At 67.4% G+C, this 19,708-nt stretch carries 15 protein-coding genes; 3 read left to right on the top strand and 12 right to left on the bottom strand.

The window, feature by feature from the left end; translation table 11 throughout:
* Positions 1–30: 30 nt before the first annotated feature.
* Both HCA61_RS00305 and glmS read right to left on the bottom strand, forming a co-directional pair.
* Positions 31–1,488: an NAD(P)H-hydrate dehydratase gene (locus HCA61_RS00305; protein ID WP_169685595.1), complete on the bottom strand. Its 1,458-nt coding sequence runs from the start codon at positions 1,486–1,488 to the stop codon at positions 31–33.
* A 36-nt stretch (positions 1,489–1,524) separates the two neighbouring features.
* Positions 1,525–3,390 carry a glutamine--fructose-6-phosphate transaminase (isomerizing) gene (gene glmS / locus HCA61_RS00300; protein ID WP_169685593.1) on the bottom strand — a complete coding sequence of 622 codons (1,866 nt, stop codon included), beginning with the start codon at positions 3,388–3,390 and terminating at the stop codon, positions 1,525–1,527.
* A gap of 139 nt (positions 3,391–3,529) precedes the next feature.
* Here glmS and HCA61_RS00295 point away from each other — a divergent pair, with 139 nt between their 5' ends.
* A complete protein-coding gene (locus HCA61_RS00295; protein WP_169685591.1) occupies positions 3,530–4,378 on the top strand; it encodes a dienelactone hydrolase family protein in 849 nt (282 codons plus the stop codon).
* An 11-nt stretch (positions 4,379–4,389) separates the two neighbouring features.
* Here the strand turns inward: HCA61_RS00295 and HCA61_RS00290 are convergent, their stop codons facing one another.
* From HCA61_RS00290 to eccCa, 9 genes are all read right to left on the bottom strand, one after another.
* On the bottom strand, positions 4,390–5,739 hold the full coding sequence (locus HCA61_RS00290) for a hypothetical protein (protein WP_169685589.1): 1,350 nt from the start codon (positions 5,737–5,739) through the stop codon (positions 4,390–4,392).
* Positions 5,736–6,065: a hypothetical protein gene (locus HCA61_RS00285; protein WP_169685587.1), complete on the bottom strand. Its 330-nt coding sequence runs from the start codon at positions 6,063–6,065 to the stop codon at positions 5,736–5,738. The genes HCA61_RS00290 and HCA61_RS00285 overlap by 4 nt, the downstream gene beginning before the upstream one ends.
* A gap of 110 nt (positions 6,066–6,175) precedes the next feature.
* Entirely contained in the window at positions 6,176–7,513 is a 1,338-nt protein-coding gene (glmM, locus tag HCA61_RS00280; RefSeq protein WP_169685585.1) for a phosphoglucosamine mutase, read from the bottom strand.
* Between the two features lie 161 nt (positions 7,514–7,674).
* Positions 7,675–8,193 carry a 30S ribosomal protein S9 gene (gene rpsI, locus HCA61_RS00275; RefSeq protein WP_169685583.1) on the bottom strand — a complete coding sequence of 173 codons (519 nt, stop codon included), beginning with the start codon at positions 8,191–8,193 and terminating at the stop codon, positions 7,675–7,677.
* Positions 8,190–8,633, bottom strand: a complete 444-nt coding sequence (rplM, locus tag HCA61_RS00270) for a 50S ribosomal protein L13 (RefSeq protein WP_054714919.1) — start codon at positions 8,631–8,633, stop codon at positions 8,190–8,192. The genes rpsI and rplM overlap by 4 nt, the downstream gene beginning before the upstream one ends.
* Positions 8,634–8,899: 266 nt before the next feature.
* Positions 8,900–9,196, bottom strand: coding sequence for a WXG100 family type VII secretion target (locus HCA61_RS00265; RefSeq protein WP_169685581.1), 297 nt, complete (start codon positions 9,194–9,196; stop codon positions 8,900–8,902).
* 70 nt (positions 9,197–9,266) lie between these two features.
* On the bottom strand, positions 9,267–9,620 hold the full coding sequence (locus HCA61_RS00260) for a WXG100 family type VII secretion target (protein ID WP_169685579.1): 354 nt from the start codon (positions 9,618–9,620) through the stop codon (positions 9,267–9,269).
* A 132-nt stretch (positions 9,621–9,752) separates the two neighbouring features.
* Complete coding sequence (locus tag HCA61_RS26715; RefSeq protein ID WP_169685577.1) at positions 9,753–11,177, bottom strand: type VII secretion-associated protein; 1,425 nt, start codon at positions 11,175–11,177, stop codon at positions 9,753–9,755.
* Positions 11,174–15,175, bottom strand: a complete 4,002-nt coding sequence (gene eccCa, locus HCA61_RS00250; protein WP_169685575.1) for a type VII secretion protein EccCa — start codon at positions 15,173–15,175, stop codon at positions 11,174–11,176. The genes HCA61_RS26715 and eccCa overlap by 4 nt, the downstream gene beginning before the upstream one ends.
* A gap of 173 nt (positions 15,176–15,348) precedes the next feature.
* Here eccCa and eccD point away from each other — a divergent pair, with 173 nt between their 5' ends.
* Together eccD and mycP are read left to right on the top strand one after the other, a co-directional pair.
* Entirely contained in the window at positions 15,349–16,812 is a 1,464-nt protein-coding gene (eccD, locus tag HCA61_RS00245) for a type VII secretion integral membrane protein EccD (RefSeq protein ID WP_169685573.1), read from the top strand.
* A complete protein-coding gene (gene mycP, locus HCA61_RS00240; protein WP_346777455.1) occupies positions 16,809–18,272 on the top strand; it encodes a type VII secretion-associated serine protease mycosin in 1,464 nt (487 codons plus the stop codon). Before eccD ends, mycP begins: the two co-directional genes overlap by 4 nt.
* Here the strand turns inward: mycP and eccB are convergent.
* A complete protein-coding gene (gene eccB / locus HCA61_RS00235; protein ID WP_169685569.1) occupies positions 18,218–19,675 on the bottom strand; it encodes a type VII secretion protein EccB in 1,458 nt (485 codons plus the stop codon). The two genes, mycP and eccB, sit on opposite strands and share 55 nt — an antisense overlap.
* Positions 19,676–19,708 lie beyond the last annotated feature (33 nt).

Raw genomic sequence — 19,708 nt, 5'->3', positions numbered from 1 at the left:
GGTGCCTTCGGGGAGCCCGGGTGTGTCTGATTACGATTCGGATGCGTGGGTCCGCAGAATTCGCACCGCGGCGCGAAGATGTTCGGCGATGGTGCTTGCCGATACCGGTGCGGTTCCGACACTCTCGCCGTCCTCACCACGCGCTGCGAGATTCGCGGCAAGTGAGTGCGCGCGAGCGCCCGCAGCGGCAGCAAGGTCGATCGGCATGCCCGACGACACCAGCGCTCCTACGACTCCGGCCAGCAGATCCCCGGCGCCCGCGGTCGACGCCCACGATCCACCCGCATCGTTGACGAACGTGTGTCCGTCGGGTCGGGCGATGAGCGTGGTGCGTCCCTTGAGCAGCACGTGCACCTGGAGGTCCGCGGCGAGGCTGCGCGCAGAACCGAGCCGGTCCGACTGCGGGTCGTTGCCGGTGAGACGCGCGAACTCCCCCGCATGCGGAGTGAGAAGCGTCGGCGCGGCACGACCCCGCACGAGTGACGGGTTGCGCGCGAGGATCGTCAGGCCGTCGGCGTCGACGACCACCGGTAGATCGGTCGACAGAACGTCGCGCAGCGTGTTCTCCGCACGCGCGTCCGTGCCACCGCCCGGCCCGACCACCCACGCCTGTACGCGACCCGCAGCGTCGAATGTGGGCGCCGCGACGACCTCCGGATAATGCGCGAGTATCTCCGCTCCCGCGCTACCGACGTAACGCACCATTCCGGAAGTTGCAGCCACCGCTGCGCCCGTGCAGAGCACTGCGGCCCCGGGATACCGTGCGCTGCCTGCCACGATGCCGACCACACCCTGGCTGTACTTGTCGTCGTCCGCCCCGGGGACCGGCCAGATCGCGCCCAGCTCGGCGGGGTCCGCCGCTACCAGGTCCGACGGCGGCAGGTCGAGACCGATGTCGATCAGTTCGACGCGCCCGCATCGCGTCGGGGCAAGGACGTGCACGGGTTTGCGTGCACCGAACGTGACTGTGAGGGCGGCGGTAACCGCCGGGCCGTCGATCGCCCCGGTGTCGGGATCGACACCGCTCGGCGTGTCGACCGCGACGATCGGTGCGGTGATCGCATCGACGAGGACTGCCGCTGCCGGGCGCAACGGACCACGGCCGGATATTCCGACGATACCGTCGAGCACGAGGTCGGGATCGCCGAGATGCTCGGGCGTCGCGGTTGCCGTGCGGCCCCCCGCCGCGCGCAATGCGGCGAGTCCTGCAGGATGCGCACGATCCGGAGCGAGCAACAGTGCGGTCACCGCGACCCCGCGTCGACGCAGGAACGCACCGGCCCACAGAGCGTCGCCGCCGTTGTCGCCGGAACCCACGAGCAAGGTCACCGTCCGCCCCGCGACGGCACCTGTGCGCGCGCGAAGTTCCTCGGCCACCAGCCGCGCGAGCCCGAACGCGGCTCGGCGCATCAGCGTGCCCTCTGGCAGGACCGCCAGGTGTTTCGCCTCCGCGGCACGAACCTGCTCACACGGGTGGTAGCTGCGCATCGGGACTCCCGGTCGATCGATCTGCGCTTCTCGCGACTATTCGACGGTGACGGACTTGGCGAGATTACGGGGCTTGTCCACGTCGTACCCACGCGACTGCGCAACTTCCGCCGCGAACACCTGCAACGGCACCGTCGACAACAACGGCTGCAACAACGACGGCGACGCCGGGATCTCCACGAGATGATCCGCGAACGGACGCACCGTCTCGTCACCCTCCTCCGCGATGACCACGGTCACCGCACCACGGGCCTGGATCTCCCGGATGTTGCTGAGCAACTTGCTGTGCAGAACAGCACGCCCCTTGGGTGACGGCATGACGACGATGACGGGCAATCCGTCCTCGATCAACGCGATCGGCCCGTGCTTGAGCTCCCCTGCGGCGAAACCCTCCGCATGCATGTACGCCAGCTCTTTGAGCTTGAGCGCACCCTCGAGCGCCACTGGATACCCCACATGCCGCCCCAGGAACAGCACCGCAGGCGACGCCGCCAACGCACGCGCCAACTCCCGCACCGGCTCCATCCCGAGCAGCAACTGCTCGATCTTCGCGGGCATCGCCTCGAGATCCTGATATTCGCGCGCCACCTCATCGGGATACTTGGTGCCCCGCGCCTGCGCCAACGCCAACCCCACCAACAGGTTCGCCGCCATCTGCGCCAGGAACGCCTTCGTCGAGGCAACCCCGATCTCCGGACCGGTCCGCGTATACAGCACCGCATCGGCCTCACGCGGAATCTGCGCACCATTGGTGTTGCACACCGCAAGCACCCGCGCCTTCTGGTCCTTCGCGTGCCGCACCGCCTCGAGCGTGTCGGCGGTTTCCCCCGACTGCGAGATCGCCACCACCAGCGTCGACCGGTCCAGCACCGGATCCCGGTACCGGAACTCCGATGCCAGCTCCACCTCGACGGGCAACCGCGTCCAATGCTCGATCGCGTACTTCGCCACCAGACCCGAGTGATAGGAGCTGCCACACGCGACGACGAACACCTTGTCGATGTCCCGCAGTTCCTGATCCGACAGCCGCTGCTCGTCGAGCACGATCCGGCCGTCGACGAAATGCCCGCGCAAGGTATCGGCAACCGCGGCGGGCTGCTCCTCGATCTCCTTGAGCATGAAGTAGTCGTGACCGCCCTTCTCCGCAGCCGCGAGATCCCAGTCGATGGTGAACGGCTGCGTCGGCACATCGGTATTGCCGTCGAAGTCGGTGACCTCGTACGAATCCTTCGTGATCACCACGACCTGGTCCTGGCCCAGCTCGACGGCGTCGCGGGTGAACTCGATGAATGCCGCCACATCCGAGGCAATGAACATCTCACCGTCTCCGACGCCGACGACCAGCGGCGTCGAGCGGCGGGCCGCGATGATCGTTCCCGGATGGTCCGCATGCACGAACACGAGCGTGAACGCGCCTTCGAGACGGCGCAGCACACTGCGGGCGCTCTCGACGAAATCACCGGCCGTAGGCCCGTGTGCATACGCGCGGGCGACCAGGTGGACCGCGACCTCGGTGTCGGTATCGGATTCCAGTTCGACGCCTGCCGCTTCGAGTTCGGCACGAAGCGGCGCGAAGTTCTCGATGATGCCGTTGTGGACCACCGCGATCCGGCCGCTCGCATCGCGATGCGGATGCGCGTTGCGGTCGGTGGGACGACCGTGCGTCGCCCACCTCGTGTGTCCCATCCCTGCCGTGCCGTCGAATCGGTCCTCACCGATCTCGGCGAGTTCGGCTTCCAGGTTCGCGAGTCGGCCGGCCTTACGTTCGACGGCGAGCCCACCCGCGCCGTCGAGAACGGCGATGCCGGCCGAGTCGTAGCCTCGGTACTCCATCCGCCGAAGGGCCTCCACCACCACGTCGAGGGCACGGCGGTGCCCGACATACCCCACGATTCCGCACATGGTTAGCAGGGTACTTGGCACGCTCTGCTCATCGACAATGCGCTGGTGACCAGGTTGTGCACGGTACTCGGAGCAGATGCGGCACGCCCAGCCCGATCACCGCACCCGTCTGCCACGACGATCGGCTAACGTTCTCGCCGTGGCGGCGAACCCGAAATCCCTGGCTCGGCAACTCTCGAAGCGCGGCCCGCACACGGTGCTGCGCGGCGACCTCGCGCTCGCCGGTCTCCCCGGCATCGTCTACACCCCTGCGGAAGGCTTCAACCTTCCCGCGGTGGCGTTCGGTCACGGCTGGCTGACCGGCATCGGCAAGTACTCGGGGCTGCTCGAGCATCTCGCCTCGTGGGGGATCGTGGCTGCAGCGCCCGGCACCGAACGCGGCCCTGTCCCTTCCACCGTCGGGTTGGCCACCGATCTGCTGACCACCCTCGACATCTGCACGGGCGTCCGCCTGGGCACCGGCCGCATTAGCGTGCATCCGCACCGGCTTGCTCTCGTCGGGCACGGTATGGGCGCCGGTGCAGCGATTCTGGGTGCGGCGCAGCGCAGGGTGGGCGCTGTCGCGGCGCTCTACCCCGCCCCTACCTCTCCGTCGGCAGCCGAAGCCGCCGCCCGCGTCACAGCACCCGGGTTGGTGCTCGTCGGAGAGAAGAGTTTCGGCACGATGAACAGCGACGCGGTATCGCTGGCCCGGAATTGGGGCGGCGAGGACGTGCAATTGCGCGTCGTCGACAAGGCCGACGACCAGGGGCTCGTGGAAGGCCGTCGCCTGCTCGGCGCCCTCGGGTTCGGTGGGGCCGAGCGGAAGACGCAGGAGCGCACCCGGGCGCTCCTGACCGGGTACCTCCTGAACCTACTCACCGACGACAAGACCTACGCGGCGTTCTCCGATCCCACGACCGAAATTCCCGGTTCCACCGTGATCGCGGATCCCGCTCTGGTCGAGGACGATCTCGGTAGCCGCATCAACAAGTTGCTCAGCAGCTAGATCCGGCGTCGTCACAACGGTCCTGCCTCGGCGAGCACGACTCCGTCGTCCTGGGGCGACTCGGTGTCGGCGGGGTCGGTTGCCGCGGCACCCGCATTCACGCCCGTTCGACGGTTGGCAGCTCGGCTTTCGGTGGGTGCCTGAGCGACCATGGCCCCGGAGGGTGGCGACGCGTCCTGCGACGAAGGCGGCTCTTGCGGTGTGGACGGCGGTTGTGGAGCCGGGCCGGACTCGGCCGCCTTCGGCGCGAGCACGGCCGGGTCTGCCGGCTCTGCCTGCACGGCCGGGTCTGCCGGCCCTGCCTGCACCGCCGGGTCTGCCGGCCCTGCCTGCACGGCCGGGTCCGGTGGGGGCTCGAAGCCCTCGACGCAGGGCCTGGCGATCCCGGACGCGGCAGCGGCGGTGAAGGCGGACGCGGCAGCGTCGGTGACAGCGGCTGCTCCCTCCATCGCGGCCGTCGCGAGGTCTGCTACTGCACCGGTCAGATCCGTAACGGCACCGATCAGTTCTCGACCGGCATCCACGAGGTCTGTCGCCGCTCCGAGGATGTCATCCGGCCCTCCGGTATCGACCGTGCCGAAGGGACCACCGCCGAACTGTCTCGACTGTCTCGCGGGCTCCGACGCCGATACAGGTGTGTCGAGCGGGTCGAAGGCACGGGTGATCGCGACGAGGTGGCGGTCGACGGTGTCGTGGGCGATATCGCACACCTCGATGAACCGATCGATCCTCGACTGCATCGTCGGCGCGAACACCTCGTCCAACCAGTGCTCGCACCACGCCGCGACTCCGGCCGGCTCGGGAGCGGGTGTGCCTGCCTCCGCGCACCACCGTGCCACCTGCTCCAAGGTGGGGCCTCCGTCGCCGACCGTTCCGGCAATGATCGTGCCGATGTCCTCGGGGGTCCGGCCGGCGACCGACATGTCCGCGAATGGTCCGATGGCGTTCGCCTTCTCGTCGACCGCGCGGGTGATGCCGTCGACGGCATCCGTGCAGGTTCTGGCCAGCGCATCTACCGTGTCGTACAGCATCGCACCGCGCTGCACGGCTCGATGCAGGTCGTCGTGGGCGAGGTCGCCGACATCTCCTCGCCACGCCGAACGTAAGGCGCGCACTCCGTCCGATTGCTCCGTGACCAGGCTGTCCAGGTCGCCTGCGAGTCGGGTCAGCACGGCTGCGTCGTCGGCGAGTACCGATATGTCGAGTCCGATCTGCTCGTCGTAGCGTGCGCGCAAACCTTCGACGGTGATCCGGTCTGCGATGCCGGCCTTGTGAGCGTGCGGAAGGTAGGCGGCGAAGAAATCCAGACCGCGTGCACCGGCATCGAGCGACAGGGACGGACCTGTCCTCGATGAGTTCACGGAGCGAGGTCCGTCCGGGTGCCGCGGAGTGCGTCGAAGGTGGCCTGTTCCTGGTCGCGGTATCCGTCCGCGGCTCTCGCCGCGGCATCGGAAGACCGGTTGGTCACCGCGGTCCATTCGTCGAGCGCTCGCCGTAGGCGCCGATACCCCTCTTCGAGGGCAGCCCCTCGCGATCGATACGACTGCCCTGCGTGTCGCGGCCCGAATTCCAGGGCGCCGAGCGCACGGCGACATGTCCGGTCCGCTGACATCGCAGAACTGGTCACCGTCGAAACGACAGCCCGGACGGCTGTGCCGTCGAAATACAGTTCGGCTCGTGGCTCCACGCCCACTCCTTCACGTGTCGGTCGACACCATCACAGAGTTTGACGCAGCGGCAGCTGATCCGGTTCCCCGTTCGACGAAAAGAACCGCCGCGGTACGGCGATCATTTCCCTCAGACGCCGGCAACGACTTTCGCCAGTCGATCGGCAACAGCCTGTGCGTGCGTGTTCTCCGACGCCTCGACCATGACGCGGACGAGCTGTTCGGTGCCGGATGGTCGCAACAGCACTCGCCCGGTAGTGCCGAGTTCCCGTTCGGCTTCGGCAACGGCATCTGCGACCGCCCGGTTCGCCGCGACCGCAGCTTTGTCCGATACGGGAACATTGACGAGGACCTGCGGGAGCGACTGCATCACCGCGGCCAGATCGGCGAGTGACGTTCCGGTCACTGCCATCCGTTCCATCAACCGCAGTCCGGTCAGAACGCCGTCACCGGTCGTGCCGTGCGCGGGGAAGACGATGTGTCCGGATTGCTCTCCTCCGAGGGAGAATCCGCCACGGCGGAGTTCCTCGAGCACATACCGGTCGCCGACGCCGACTGTCACGACCTCGATTCCGGACTCCCGCATCGCCAGGTGCAGACCGAGGTTGCTCATGACGGTTGCGACGAGTGTGTCGTCACGCAGTTCGTCGCGGTCTCGCATGCTCAGTGCGAGCACCGCCATGATGGCGTCGCCGTCGACGACCGCGCCGGACGCATCGACCGCGAGGCAACGATCCGCGTCGCCGTCGTGTCCGAGGCCGAGATCGGCACCGTGCTCGATCACGGCTTTCTGCAAGGACGCGAGATGCGTCGACCCGCAACCGTCGTTGATGTTGAGACCGTCCGGTTCGGCGCTGATCGCAATCACCGTGGCGCCGGCCGCAGCATAGGCGGCGGGCCCGACGTGTGACGCCGCGCCGTGTGCGCAGTCGACCACCACTGTGACACCGTCGAGCGACACGCTCGTCGCGCTCGCAAGGTGCGCCAGATAACGATCTGCCGCGTCGTCGGCGGTTCGGATCCTGCCGACACCGGCTCCGGTCGGTCGGGCCGGAGGCGTTTCATCGTGCAGTGCAGCCTCGATCCTGTCCTCGGCGGCATCGTCGAGTTTGTGACCGCCCGCGGCGAAGATCTTGATTCCGTTGTCCGGCATGGGATTGTGTGACGCGGAGATCATCACACCGAGGTCCGCAGCGTACTCACCGGTGAGATATGCGACTGCCGGAGTGGGCAGCACACCGACCGACACGACGTCGACGCCGGCTGCGGCAAGCCCCGCGGTGACGGCGGCCTCGAGCATCTCGCCACTCGCACGCGGATCACGCCCCACCACGGCAACCCGGCGACGACCGTCGCGGGCGGGCGCGAGCACGGTCGCCGCCGCTCCTGCGAGTCGCATCGCCAATTCCACCGTCAATCCGGCGTTCGCCATCCCGCGAACCCCGTCCGTGCCGAACAACCGGGCCATACACACGTCCTCACGTCGAGTCTTCGGAAGACAGGCCACTCATGGACGCTGTCACCGGAATCAGAATGCACGAAAGCAGGCACCGGTAGTAGTTCTCTACCGGCGCCTGCTCTCGTGGTCGAACAGGTGCCGAAGCTGACGAGGTCAGCGTCGGCGACACATCAGCGCTTGGAGTACTGAGGTGCCTTACGGGCCTTCTTGAGACCGTACTTCTTACGCTCGGTCGCACGCGGGTCACGAGTGAGGAAGCCTGCGCGCTTGAGCGCCGGGCGATCCTCGGGGGTAACCTCGGTCAGCGCACGCGCGATGGCGAGACGCAGAGCGCCGGCCTGGCCGGACGGTCCGCCGCCGTGCAGGCTCGCGTGGATGTCGAACGACTCGACGCGCTCGACGGTCACCAACGGCGACTTCACGAGCTGCTGGTGCACCTTGTTCGGGAAGTAGTCCTCGATGGTGCGTCCGTTGAGCACGAACTTGCCGGAGCCGGGCACGAGGCGGACGCGAGCGACTGCCTCCTTACGGCGACCGACGGTCTGGATCGGACGATCGAACACGATCGGCGCGACGGGTGCCTCGACGAAGTCCTCGGCAACCTCCTCGACGACGTATTCGTCCGCGGCAACCTCGACGTTGTCGGCGTACTCTTCGGGATTCACGTTCTGCTCCTCCGGCGCCGTCACTGGGCCACCTGCTTGATCTCGAACGGCACCGGCTGCTGCGCGGCGTGGGGGTGGTTCGGGCCCGCGTAGACCTTCAGCTTCTTCGCGATGGCGCGGCCGAGCTTGTTCTTGGGGAGCATGCCGGTGACGGCCTTCTCCACGAGGCGGTCGGGGTTCTTCTCGAGAACCTCGCCCACGGAACGAGCGCGGAGACCACCCGGGTGACCGGAGTGGCTGTAGAGGAACTTGCCTTCGCGCTTGTTGCCGGAGATGGCAACCTTGTCGGCGTTGATGATGACGACGAAGTCACCACCGTCGACATGCGGAGCAAAGGTGGGCTTGTGCTTACCGCGGAGCAGGTTTGCCGCCTGCACCGCGAGGCGGCCGAGCACCACGTCGGTGGCGTCGATTACGTGCCACTGATGGGTCACGTCGCCGGCTTTCGGTGTGTACGTAGACACAGATCTTCCTCGTCTATCGTTTCGCTGCTGGCCCGCGTGCCGCGCATAGTCGACCTCGGCGGCCAGTTGAGACCCGAGAGACGACGTTTGCCGCGCACATGGCTACGACAGCGTGCGACACGCCGATCGCACACAATACCCGCCGGAGGGCTGCAGGGTCAAAGCGCGGCAGCTCCCACTTCCCGAGCACGCGATGTCCCGGCGGCCTCTCCACCCCCGGGACATCGCGCAGCGGGGTCTCCCCCATCCCGCATGGCGGGCAGATTTCACCCGGGGAAACGTCCCTTGTTCAGCGCCTCGGTGTCGCGCATCCTGTCGTTGCCGCCGGCAACGGCAGAGTTGATCTCGAACAGGACCTGATTGAGCCCGAGTTGCGCCTGATTCCAGCGTTCCTGTGTGCCTCGGTAGGTTTCCTGGGCGTCGCCGCCCCAGGTTTCGATCAGCGGGGCCACCTGGCGCGCAATGCGGTCGAGCGTGTCGTTCATGTTCTTCTGCAGCGTGGAAAGTCCCGCGTGCAGATCATCTATGCCGCCGAAATTCTGATAGATCTCGCCATCGGGCATGTGGGTTTCCTGTCTGTTCGAAGTGGTCCTGGACTTGCCGTCCAGTGGACTGCCGACGTACGTCGGTCGATCAGTAAGTTCCGCTCAGGGACGAACCGGATCCCGGATCGACGCGATTCAACGCCGCAGATTGCTCCTGCACGGCCTCCTCGTAGGACCGGCCACTGCTTCGAACGCCCTCTGCCAGTTCGTCGAGTGCCAGGTTCAGCTGCCTGCCATTGCGGTCCCAGCGTTCCATGATTCCCGCGAATTGATTCGCTGCCTTGCTTCGCCACACTTCGTCGACCGCCGCGACTCGCGCACGAAGCGCCTGGATCGTGCCTTCGAGTTCGGTTCGCGAGTCCTGCAGCTGACTCGCGACCACTTCCATGGTCACGACATCAGTAGTGACCTGCCCCCCGCTACCGCTTCCGTCCTCGCTCATCGCGTACCCCTCCTTTGTTCGGCGTTGCGGTTCCCTCGGCCCCCGTTGGTCCGACCGCTCCGCCCCTACACCTGATTCGACGCAGCCCGCGCCGGATCGGTTCCGCTCGATCCGAACTACGTCGAAGATTTCTCACACCGGCTCCACTGTGTGCACAGCCTGTTCGCATTCATTTCTGATTCCGGTCCATTCGTCGGCGAGGAACTGGCAGCCGATCGAAATCTGGATACCGGGCATGACGACGACCGACCACCGCACCGTGGAGAACTCGTCGGGCACCTCGAGGTAGGAGATGACCGGACGATCACCGAAGCGTGTGTCCGACTCGATATCTCGGATCACATCGCTACGCGCCGCCGCGCGCGCTGCAAGACTGATCGCCACCGCATCCGAATCCATCCCGTCCGCCAGATGTGAATACACGACCACAATCCTTCGATCGGGCCCTGAATCCGGCAACAGCTCGGCCCGTCCCGGCTGCTGTGCATCGGAATCGCGTACACGCCAAGACGATGGGAGGTCCAGGCGCACGGGACCCAGATCGATCGTGGCGAACTCGGGGTCGTCCGCATCCGGCGAGGCCGTGGCCGAAGGGCTGTCGGCAGGTTCGGCCACGTCGGTACTGCCGGCAACACCGGTGTCCGCGACGATCTCGCCGGTACCCTCACTACCCGATGTGAGCACCATCGCGGCAACGACGATGACCACGAGCAGCGCCCCCGCGAGCGCCCAAGCCGATACCGGGGCACGTGACGGCTCGGGCATCGGGGCACGGACGTCCCGCAGCCACTGCGCCGTCGACGTCCCGGCATCGCTCTCTGCGGCCCCGGCCCGCCCATCACTCGACTCGGACACCTGCGTGAGCGGTGCAAGCATCTCCGATGCGGCGACGGGAACAACCCGGATCCCGCGTCCGATCCGCACGCCCAACCGCGCGCACAATTCGACACCCGCAGGCTCACCCGGAACGCCCGTCACCAGCAGGACATCCGGATCGACTCGTCCGGCAACCGCTTCGATCAGAGACCTGAGGCATGCGGTGCCGTCGTCGGAATCCACCTCGTCGACCGCCAGGCCCGGATCCCTCGCAACACGGTCGATGACAGCACGCCCACCGCCACCCTGTTCGAGCGAGGTCGCCGTGACCCCGTCCGTCTCGACCTCGAGCGTCACACATCGTTCGTCCGGAGCCACCTCGACTGCGTCGCATGCCGCGACCGCGGCCGGGATCAACTCCGCATTGCGGGCCACGTTCCGAACGGCGGTGTACAGCGCGTCACGCCGCCGCGCACTCCACTTCGTGGGATGCACCGCGACGACAGTTCCCGTGCTCGGGGCCGCACCGACCGCTGCAGCGGCATAGCGCATCAGTCCGGTGAGCATCTCGACGGAGTCATCCGCAAACACGTCGGTCGTCTCGAGTGCCGCCGCGGCGTCTCCGAAAACCCACCCGTCGCCCAGCCTCCCGGCGATGGCGGGCACGTACCGGATTCGTTCGCCACGGCGCGCACACACGCCTGACGGTCCGATGTGGAGTCCCAGCACATCCGTGCTCACGACGGTTGCAGTCGGGCTGTCTGGATGAGTTCGTTACCGTTGCGTCGCACGAGGATTCCTCGTCCGGGCGGCATCGGACCGGGCCGTGCAGTGCCGATGAGCGCGCCCTCGTCGCGACTTCCGCACATGATCAGGCCCGGCGTGGACAGTTCCCGCAACCGGGCGATGACCGGTTCGTACAGCGCTCGACTCGCACCGCCCGCGCGCCGCGCGATGATCAGGTGCAGACCGATATCCTTCGCCTGCGGAAGATACTCGAGAAGCGGCGTCAACGGATTCTGACCGGATGACGCAACCAGGTCGTAGTCGTCGACGATGACGAACACCTCGGGGCCCGTCCACCATGATCGGTCGCGCAGCTGCTGCTGGGTGGTGTCGGCGCCCGGAAGCCGTCGTTCGAAGATCCCGGCGAGTTCGACGGCCATCGTCGACAGCACGGACCCGCTCGGCGCGTAACCGCCGAGATGGTCGCCTTCGACCACCCCGAGCATGGTCCGGCGGTAGTCGCCGATGATGATCCGTGCCTGCGCCCCGGTGTTCGACTCCATCAGACTCCGGCAGATCCCGTGGAGCAGCGTGGTCTTCCCGCACTCGGAATCTCCGAACACCAGCAGATGGGGACTCTCGGCGAAGTCGAGGGCCACCGGAGCGAGCTCCGCCTCGTCGATCCCGATCGGCACGCGTAGCCGTTGCGCGACCGGTGCGTTGGACGAGATCGGCCAGCCGCCCGGAAGCGCAGCGAGCACGGCCGCGCGGTCGACCTCCTCCGGCAGCATCCTGACAGCCGGCGCGTGCCCCCCCGGAGTTGCCGCAGCGATCGCGGCGACAGCCGCGGCCACGCCCTCGCTGAGATCGTCGACACCTGCACTGCCGTCGACCCGCGGCAGTGCAGCCAGTACGTGAAGTCCGTCCCGCTCGATTCCTCGGCCGGGCCTGCCCTCGGGTACCAGCGCCGCCTTCTTGCGCCCGTATTCCGAATCGGCCGGGTCGCCGAGACGGAGTTCGAGACGCGTTCCGAGGTGGTCACGCAGTGCCGGCCGGACGTCCCACCACCGCGGTGCACTGATGACGACATGGATTCCGTAGGACAACCCGCGCGACGCCAGGACACCGACACTCTGCTCGAGTGGCTCGAAGTCCTCCCGAATGCTGGGCCAGCCGTCGATCACGAGGAAGACATCGCCGAAAGGATCTGCGGAGACATGCGGGGCACCGTCGGCACGCAACCGTCTCATCTGCGACATCGATTCGAGCCCCCAATCGCCGAACTGCTGCTCTCTCCGACGCAGTAGCCCCATGAGTTCCGCGACGGTGCGCCGAACCCGGTCCGCGGCAAGACGATTCGCCACGGAACCGACGTGTGGGAGGCCGGAGAGCCCGGCCAGAGTGCCGCCACCGAAATCGAGGCAGTAGAACTGGACCTGCTCAGCTGTGTGGGTAGCGGCCAACGAGACGATCAGGGTGCGCAGCAACGTCGATTTACCCGATTGCGGACCTCCGACCACGATGGCGTTGCCTGCAGCTCCCGACAGGTCGACGACCAAAGGGTCCCGACGCTGCTCGAAGGGCCGGTCGACGATCCCGATCATCGTCCGCAAAGTGGACTGGCGCAGCACATCTCCGGTGAGCAACGAGTGCGACAGGATTCTGTCGAGGCTCGGAGACTCGTCCAGCGGCGGAAGCCACACCTCGTGTGCCGGGGTGCCGTGACCACGGACCCTGCCGACCACGACGTCCAGGACGGTGCGGCCGCCGTCGGTCGTGGTCGCCTCCGTGTCCGGGTTCGGATCGCTCACCGGCGGGACCGGCAGGGGGGCTCCCCGATCGGCAGGTACATCGCGGGCCGTGAACACCCGCGGGCCGACAGTTCCCGCGGACGCCGTCCGGCTCCTGCGCGCCGGTCGGCCGGGTTCGTACGGCCCCGAAACGTAGGCTGCATCGAAACGCACGATCTCCGCGGAATCGCATTTGAGGTAGCCGGCACCTGGCGTGGGTGGCAGGCTGTACGCATCCGGAACACCGAGAACGCTGCGGGATTCGTTCGCAGAAAAGGTCTTCAATCCGATCCGGTAGGACAGGTGGCTGTCGAGACCACGCAATTTTCCTTCGTCGAGCCGCTGACTCGCCAGCAGCAAGTGCATGTGCAGCGACCTGCCGAGACGACCGATCGCCGCAAAGAGGTCGGCGAATTCGGGCTGCTGGGCGAGCAGCTCCGAGAACTCGTCGACGACGATGAACAACGCCGGCAACGGTGCGAGCGGAGCACCGGCGCTCCTGGCTCTTTCGTAGTCACCGACATTCGCGAAGTTGCCTGCCGCTCGCAACAGCTCCTGCCTGCGGGTCATCTCGCCCTCGAGTGCGTCTTTCATCCGTTCGACCATCGCGAGCTCGTCGGCCAGGTTGGTGATGACTGCTGCAACGTGCGGACTCCGATCGAGCCCGAGGAAAGTCGCGCCGCCCTTGAAATCGATGAGGACGAGGTTGAGTGCATCCGGTGAGTGCGTTGCGACGAGGCCGAGCACGAGAGTCCGCAGGAACTCGCTCTTTCCCGAACCCGTGGCACCGATGCACAGGCCATGCGGACCCATGCCGTTCTCCGCAGACTCCTTCAGGTCGATCTCGACGGGAGCGCCGTCCACACCGATACCGATCGGGACTCGCAGCCTGTCGCGACCGGATCTCGGTGCCCAGGCCTGCAGCGGATCGAGTCGTGCGATGTCGCCGAGTCCGAGTAGGTCCTGCCAATTCTCGATGCTGCCGGTATCGGCTCCGTCGTCCGTCGCGAACTGAGTAGCGGCCCGATACGGGGCGAGTCGGCGTGCCAGGGCCTGCGATTGCGGGGCACCGATCCCGTCGGCCTCGGCAAAGGTCTCCACGGAACTGCCCGTTCTCGCGCCGAGACGACCGTTCTCCACGACCAGCTGCAGCCCACGATGCGCCGCGAGCCGCGGCGCGAACCCGGAGAGGTCGAGGAGTGTCACCGAGTCGAGCCCCTCGTCGAGGAGGCCGGAACCGGATCCGGAGACCCCGCCGTCGATGACGATCAGCAGTTGCGGGACGGTTTCGACGGCGGGTGCGTTGCGGACGAACCGTCCGCGCGACGACAGGTGAACACCGAGGACCGTCTCGAGTTCGAGTACGGAACCGAACACCATGCGGGTGCTGCCTGCCCCGTCGCGCGCCTCGGGATGCTGCGCGTGAGGGAGCCACTTGACCCACTCCCATTCCGCGGCGGTGTCCGGTCCGCAGACGACCGCGACCTGGAGTACATCGGGTGCATGAAAGGTGCACAGTTGAGCGAGCATCGCCCGGGCCAACTGCTGTGCGGCCTCACGGTCGCCACTGATACCGACCGACGCGAATCCACGCATCGACACGGCCGTCGGGAGCGCAGGCACCACCGAGTGCGCGCGAACGAAGCGGCGCAGCGACACCGCGGCAACCGGTTCGAGATCCTCGACCGGGCCGGTCTCGGGAGCGATCAGCTTCGTCGCGAGTCGCTGTCCCCCCAGGCCCACCCGCACGTGGCAGAAGTCCGCGTCGGAAGTTCGGCGTTCCCACATCCGGACCGTCCCGACGAGGGTCCACAACAGCGCCGGGTCCGGGTGGGTCCATTCGAGGGCCCGCCGCTGCGCCGACCCTGTCTCGGCGACGTCGCCCCGCAGGGTGTCGAGGTAGCGCAGGTAGTCTTTGCGATCCTCGTTTGCCTCGGCAGTTTTCGCGCCACCGCCGCGACCGCTGTTGGCGAGCATACCGATCATCGACACCATCATCATCAGCGGGAAGACCAAAGCCATGGGGCTGCGCGCCATTCCGGAGCCGAACATGAGCGCGACCATGCCTATCATCGCCGCAACCATCACCAGGGGCAGCAGCTTCATGAGCAAGTTGCCCGGTGTTGCTCTCGGAATATCCGGTGGCGCCTGCAGACTCACTTCCCCACCGGGTGCGCGTGGCGCATCCCGACGCACTCGACGCGCGAAACGAATCGTGCTCATTCCCCATCCCCCGTACACACCGGCCGCCGACAACGACCTTCCCCCCACGGTCGTGGAAGAGTAGCGCACCGCAACAAGTACAGCCACGGCGATGTCGTAAGGTCTGCGTCGTCGAAAGGTCCGCGCCACCTTCGGTCTCCGGGTCGGCGCACGAACGACGGGGGGAACAATCGATGACGGCTGCACCGACGAGCCCGAACGTACCCGGTGCGGTAGCGGCACCGGAATTGTGCCGGATCACAGTGCTCACCAAACATTCCGAGGTCGATCTGGCGCTGCCACTCGGCGTGCCGGTTGCCCTCCTGCTGGCCGGAATCGTCGATCTGGTGGCTGCTCACCGTCCCCACAACGACTTCGACCGCACCCCCGAACGGGTCCAGCCGGAAACCTGGACTCTCGCCCGGATAGGCCAGGAACCGCTCGCGGGTGCGTTGAGTCTCGACGAGCTCGGGATCCGCGACGGCGAGGTGCTCGTCCTCGCAGAATCGTCCGCGCCCTCGTCGCCGCCACTGTTCGACGACGTGATGTACAGCGTGGCGGTTGCGGGCCGCGACCGATTGCGTCGTTGGTCCGATCGCACCGCGGCGGTGGTCGGGGCCGCGGTCGCAGCGGCCGCGATCACGCTCGGGTGCGGGTTGCTGCTCCTGTTGCCGTCGTCCGGAAGCGAGCGAATGGTCGCGGGAATCGCCACTGCCGTACTGGCACTCCTGCTCGTGACCGCGGCAGCTGTCATCGCACGTATCTACCTCGACCGGTCTATCGGGTTGCTGCTGGCGGTCTGCGCAGCACCCGCGTCCTTCGTCACCGGGATGCTGCTGGTTCCTGGCGATTTCGGCGCCCCCCACCTGCTGCTGGCCACGATCCTGACCGGCGCGGTCGGCATGATCACGGTCAACGTCACGACGGTCGGACTCTCGACGTTCACTGCGATCTCGACGGTCTCGTCGGTTGCGACGATCGCACTGATCGTCGCGACTGCGACCGACACGCCGGTACCTGCGCTCGGCGCAGGTATCGTCGTGACCGCGCTGCTGCTGGTGACCTTCGCCGCCCGCGCCGCCGCGCTCCTCGCCCGCCTTCCCCTTCCCCCGGTTCCGGCGCCCGGCACCTCCCTCGACCCCGTGGTTCCAGATCCGGACGACGAGAATCCGCCGCCCACGTTCGAGGAGCTCGAAGCGAGAACCGCGCGTGCGCGAGCTCATCTGACCGGGTGGATCTATGCGGTGGTCGTGCTCGCGACGGCCGGTGCGTGGTGCGCAGCGTGGCCGATGCAGGAGTCGGGTGTCTCCTGGCCCGGAGTCGCACTGGCGGTCGCGACGGGGATCATCCTGATGTTCCGAGGTCGCACCTACATCGGGTCGGAGCAGGCGGCGCCGATGATCCTCGGTGGTGCAATCCTCCTCCTCGGCCTGGTGGTCGGTGCCGGGCTTTCCGGAAGCATTGCTCCACAGGTGCTCTTCGGGGTCACTGTCGTCTTGTTCGTCGGCGCCCTGGTCCTCGGGGTCGTTGTTCCGCGCCGCACATTCACACCGGTGCAGCGGCGGATCAGCGAACTCACCGAGTACGCCGTCATCGCCGCGATCGTGCCGCTGGCATGCTGGGTTGCCGGCCTCTACTCCGCGGTCCGTGGGTTGTGAGCGACCTCCCGGCGCTCTCGCGGCGGGCGACACATCGTCGACGGCTCACCGCTGCCTCGCTCGTCACCGCTCTGGTCGTCACGATCGCGGCAGCGGGACCGGCCACCGCAACTCCCCCCGTCCCCGACAGCGGACTGCTGCCCGCCGCGGGCGAACCCGGGGCCCCGGAGGCGACCGAACAGCGCAATATGTGCACCCGGGGCAGGCCTGTCGCCGACAGCCTGCAGCGACCGCTCGCACAACGCATCATGAATTTCGAGCGGGTGTGGCCGCTGACGCGCGGTGCAGGTCAGATCGTGGCTGTGATCGATACGGGAGTGAACCCGCACCCGCGACTCCCCCGACTCACCCCGGGCGGCGACTACGTGGCTACCGACGACGGCACGGTCGACTGTGACGCGCACGGGACCCTCGTCGCCGGTCTCATCGCGGCGCAACCGGTCGCGGGGTCGGGATTCGCCGGCGGCGCCCCCGACGTCGAGGTCATCGCCATCCGTCAATCCAGCCGCAACTATTCCGACCGCTCCGCCGGCGACGAAGCGGCCGCGCAGAACTCTCCCGGTTACGGTGACGTGCGCACCCTGGCGTCTGCGGTGCGGCATGCTGCAGACCTCGGCGCCACCGTCATCAACATCTCGGAGGTCGCGTGCACGCTCGCGGTCGACGGGATCGCCGACGGACCGCTCGGCGCGGCAGTCCAGTACGCCACCGACGTCGAAGACGCGGTGGTGGTCGCGGCGGCGGGGAACAAGGATGTGTGCCGGGCGGGGAATCCTCCTGCAGCGAATCCGCTCGACCCGCAGGCAGATCCGTGGGATTCGATCACGACGATCGCCTCCCCCGCCTGGTATGACGACTATGTGCTCACGGTCGGCTGGGTCGAAGCCGACGGCACACCGTCCGACGAGAGTGTTCCCGGGCCGTGGGTGGATGTCGCAGCGCCCGGAAACGGCATCGTCTCCCTCGACCCGTTCTCCGACGGTCTCATAGACGCACAGGTCGGCGCCCAGGGTCCGGTGCCGCTCTCCGGAACGAGTTTCTCCGCACCACTGGTCTCTGCAACAGTCGCGTTGGTGCGAGCCCGCCATCCCCACCTCGACGCCCGCGCCGTGATGGACCGCATCGAGTCGACCGCCCACGCACCTGCGGAAGGCTGGAACCCGCGGGTCGGGCACGGCGTGATCGATCCGTTGGCCGCGGTCACCGCACCACTACCGGTCGAGCAGGACCACCCTGCGGCCCCTAGAGCGATCGCAGGCCCCGCGCACGTGGAACCTCCCGACCCGACTGCACGACTCGTTGCATGGAGCGGCGGTGCCGCGGTCCTCGTCCTACTCGTCGCCGCGCTGCTCGCCGCACTGCCCTTCCGGGAACGTGCACGTAGGCGGAGACATGCGAGCAACACTCATTCTCCTGCGCCGATCGGTCCAGGTCGCGGGTCCGGGGCGACACCATCGTGAGCGAGTAACGCCTCGGCATGCCCGAGCGAGGGCCCGGGGGCGAGCAAGCCGATGATCTGCCACGGCGCTCGCGCCGGGTCTCCCTCCAACCCGAGTGCCCTGGCCGCCGCAGCATCGGCTACGCCGTAACGGACACCGGTGTCTGCGACGTAGAACAGTGCACCTCGGCGTTCGCTGTCGGGGACGACCGACGTCGTCTGCACGAATGTGCCACGCCCCGGAGGAATATGGACGGCATCCACGTTCGGTCCCGGTCCGTCGGCCTGCGCGGGCTCGACCGGGATCGCGTCCTCGGCAATCGGCAGGGCTTCACCCGCCGACAGCACCAGACCCGATCGTCGCTGATCCTCGGGTCCCGCTTCCGGTTCCCATGTCAGACACCCGACGGGCCTGTCAGCGGGCCCGAGGATCGTGGGTACGACCGTGGGAAACGTGCCGACCTCGAGGTGCTGTACCGTCGGCGCGTCCGCGAGAGTGTCGGGCGGAACGATCGGAATCTCGGCGATGCCCTGTGAATCCGACGTATGAATGATCTGTGCAGTCGCGCTCGACACCTCCTGCACGCCATCGCTCAGTACGACGTAATAGCGCTGACCGTTCGGTTCCGCGAGTCCGACAACAGATCCGACGCGAAGACCACCTATCGGCACTCGCGGGATGCTCCCCGCATCCGGGATGTCCGGCGCGGTGAGCTCCGGTAGTTCCGGGAGTGCCGCGAGCAATCCTGCGCCTACGGGCCTCGCCGACCCGAGGTCGAGTCCCAGGACCCGCGTCAGTGCGCGGTCCTGCGGATCGATCTCGGCTCTGCCGTCTCCGTAGACGAGGTGGAATTCCCCCTCGGAGGTGATGAGGAGCGCTTCGTCGTCGTCGAGCGGGCCACCGACACCGGAATACTCGGGCACGCCTGCCGAGACCGCGGTCGTGACGAACTGCCGTCCGCCTGAATCGACCGTGTCGCACACGGTCCAGGGTGTGTCGTGTCCGACGTACGCCAGGGACGACGGAGCACCGGGAATGCCGACGAGCGGCCCTCTGGGACGGGCCTCCAGTTCCTCGTCGGCTACGACGGTCGGTTCGACGGGATCATCGAGCACAAGCCGCGCGGATGCGAGATTCATCGCGGGATGGAATGTTCCGTCGATCGCAACGTAGAGCGCACCGGAATCCCTGCCGACCACGAGTTCCGCATTGCCGATCTTGTCCTGGGGCCGGAACAGGGCCAACGCGGCGCACCCGGCAAGAACCAGGCAGGCGATCACCGCCCCCACCATCAGCGACCGCGACTGTGAGCGCATGGGGTCATGGACCATGCGCACGTCTCGGCGAACGAGCGCATGCTCCATCCGTCTCATCAGAAATCGGTAACCGCTTACCTGCCATCGAGTGGTGGGTTGCGATGCCATGTGTCCTCCCCCGTGCGGCACGCTCACTGCCGC

The organism is Rhodococcus sp. HNM0563 (genome assembly GCF_012726195.1).
Classification (GTDB): domain Bacteria; phylum Actinomycetota; class Actinomycetes; order Mycobacteriales; family Mycobacteriaceae; genus Rhodococcus.
This window is presented reverse-complemented; position numbering and strand designations above follow the sequence as displayed.

Coding starts and splice junctions, on each gene's coding strand:
- HCA61_RS00260 (WP_169685579.1), bottom strand. CDS start 9,620: ATGAGCGAGGACGGAAGCGGTAGCGGGGGGCAGGTCACTACTGATGTC.
- HCA61_RS00265 (WP_169685581.1), bottom strand. CDS start 9,196: ATGCCCGATGGCGAGATCTATCAGAATTTCGGCGGCATAGATGATCTG.
- glmS (WP_169685593.1), bottom strand. CDS start 3,390: ATGTGCGGAATCGTGGGGTATGTCGGGCACCGCCGTGCCCTCGACGTG.
- eccCa (WP_169685575.1), bottom strand. CDS start 15,175: ATGAGCACGATTCGTTTCGCGCGTCGAGTGCGTCGGGATGCGCCACGC.
- HCA61_RS00305 (WP_169685595.1), bottom strand. CDS start 1,488: ATGCGCAGCTACCACCCGTGTGAGCAGGTTCGTGCCGCGGAGGCGAAA.
- eccD (WP_169685573.1), top strand. CDS start 15,349: ATGACGGCTGCACCGACGAGCCCGAACGTACCCGGTGCGGTAGCGGCA.
- glmM (WP_169685585.1), bottom strand. CDS start 7,513: ATGGCCCGGTTGTTCGGCACGGACGGGGTTCGCGGGATGGCGAACGCC.
- eccB (WP_169685569.1), bottom strand. CDS start 19,675: ATGGCATCGCAACCCACCACTCGATGGCAGGTAAGCGGTTACCGATTT.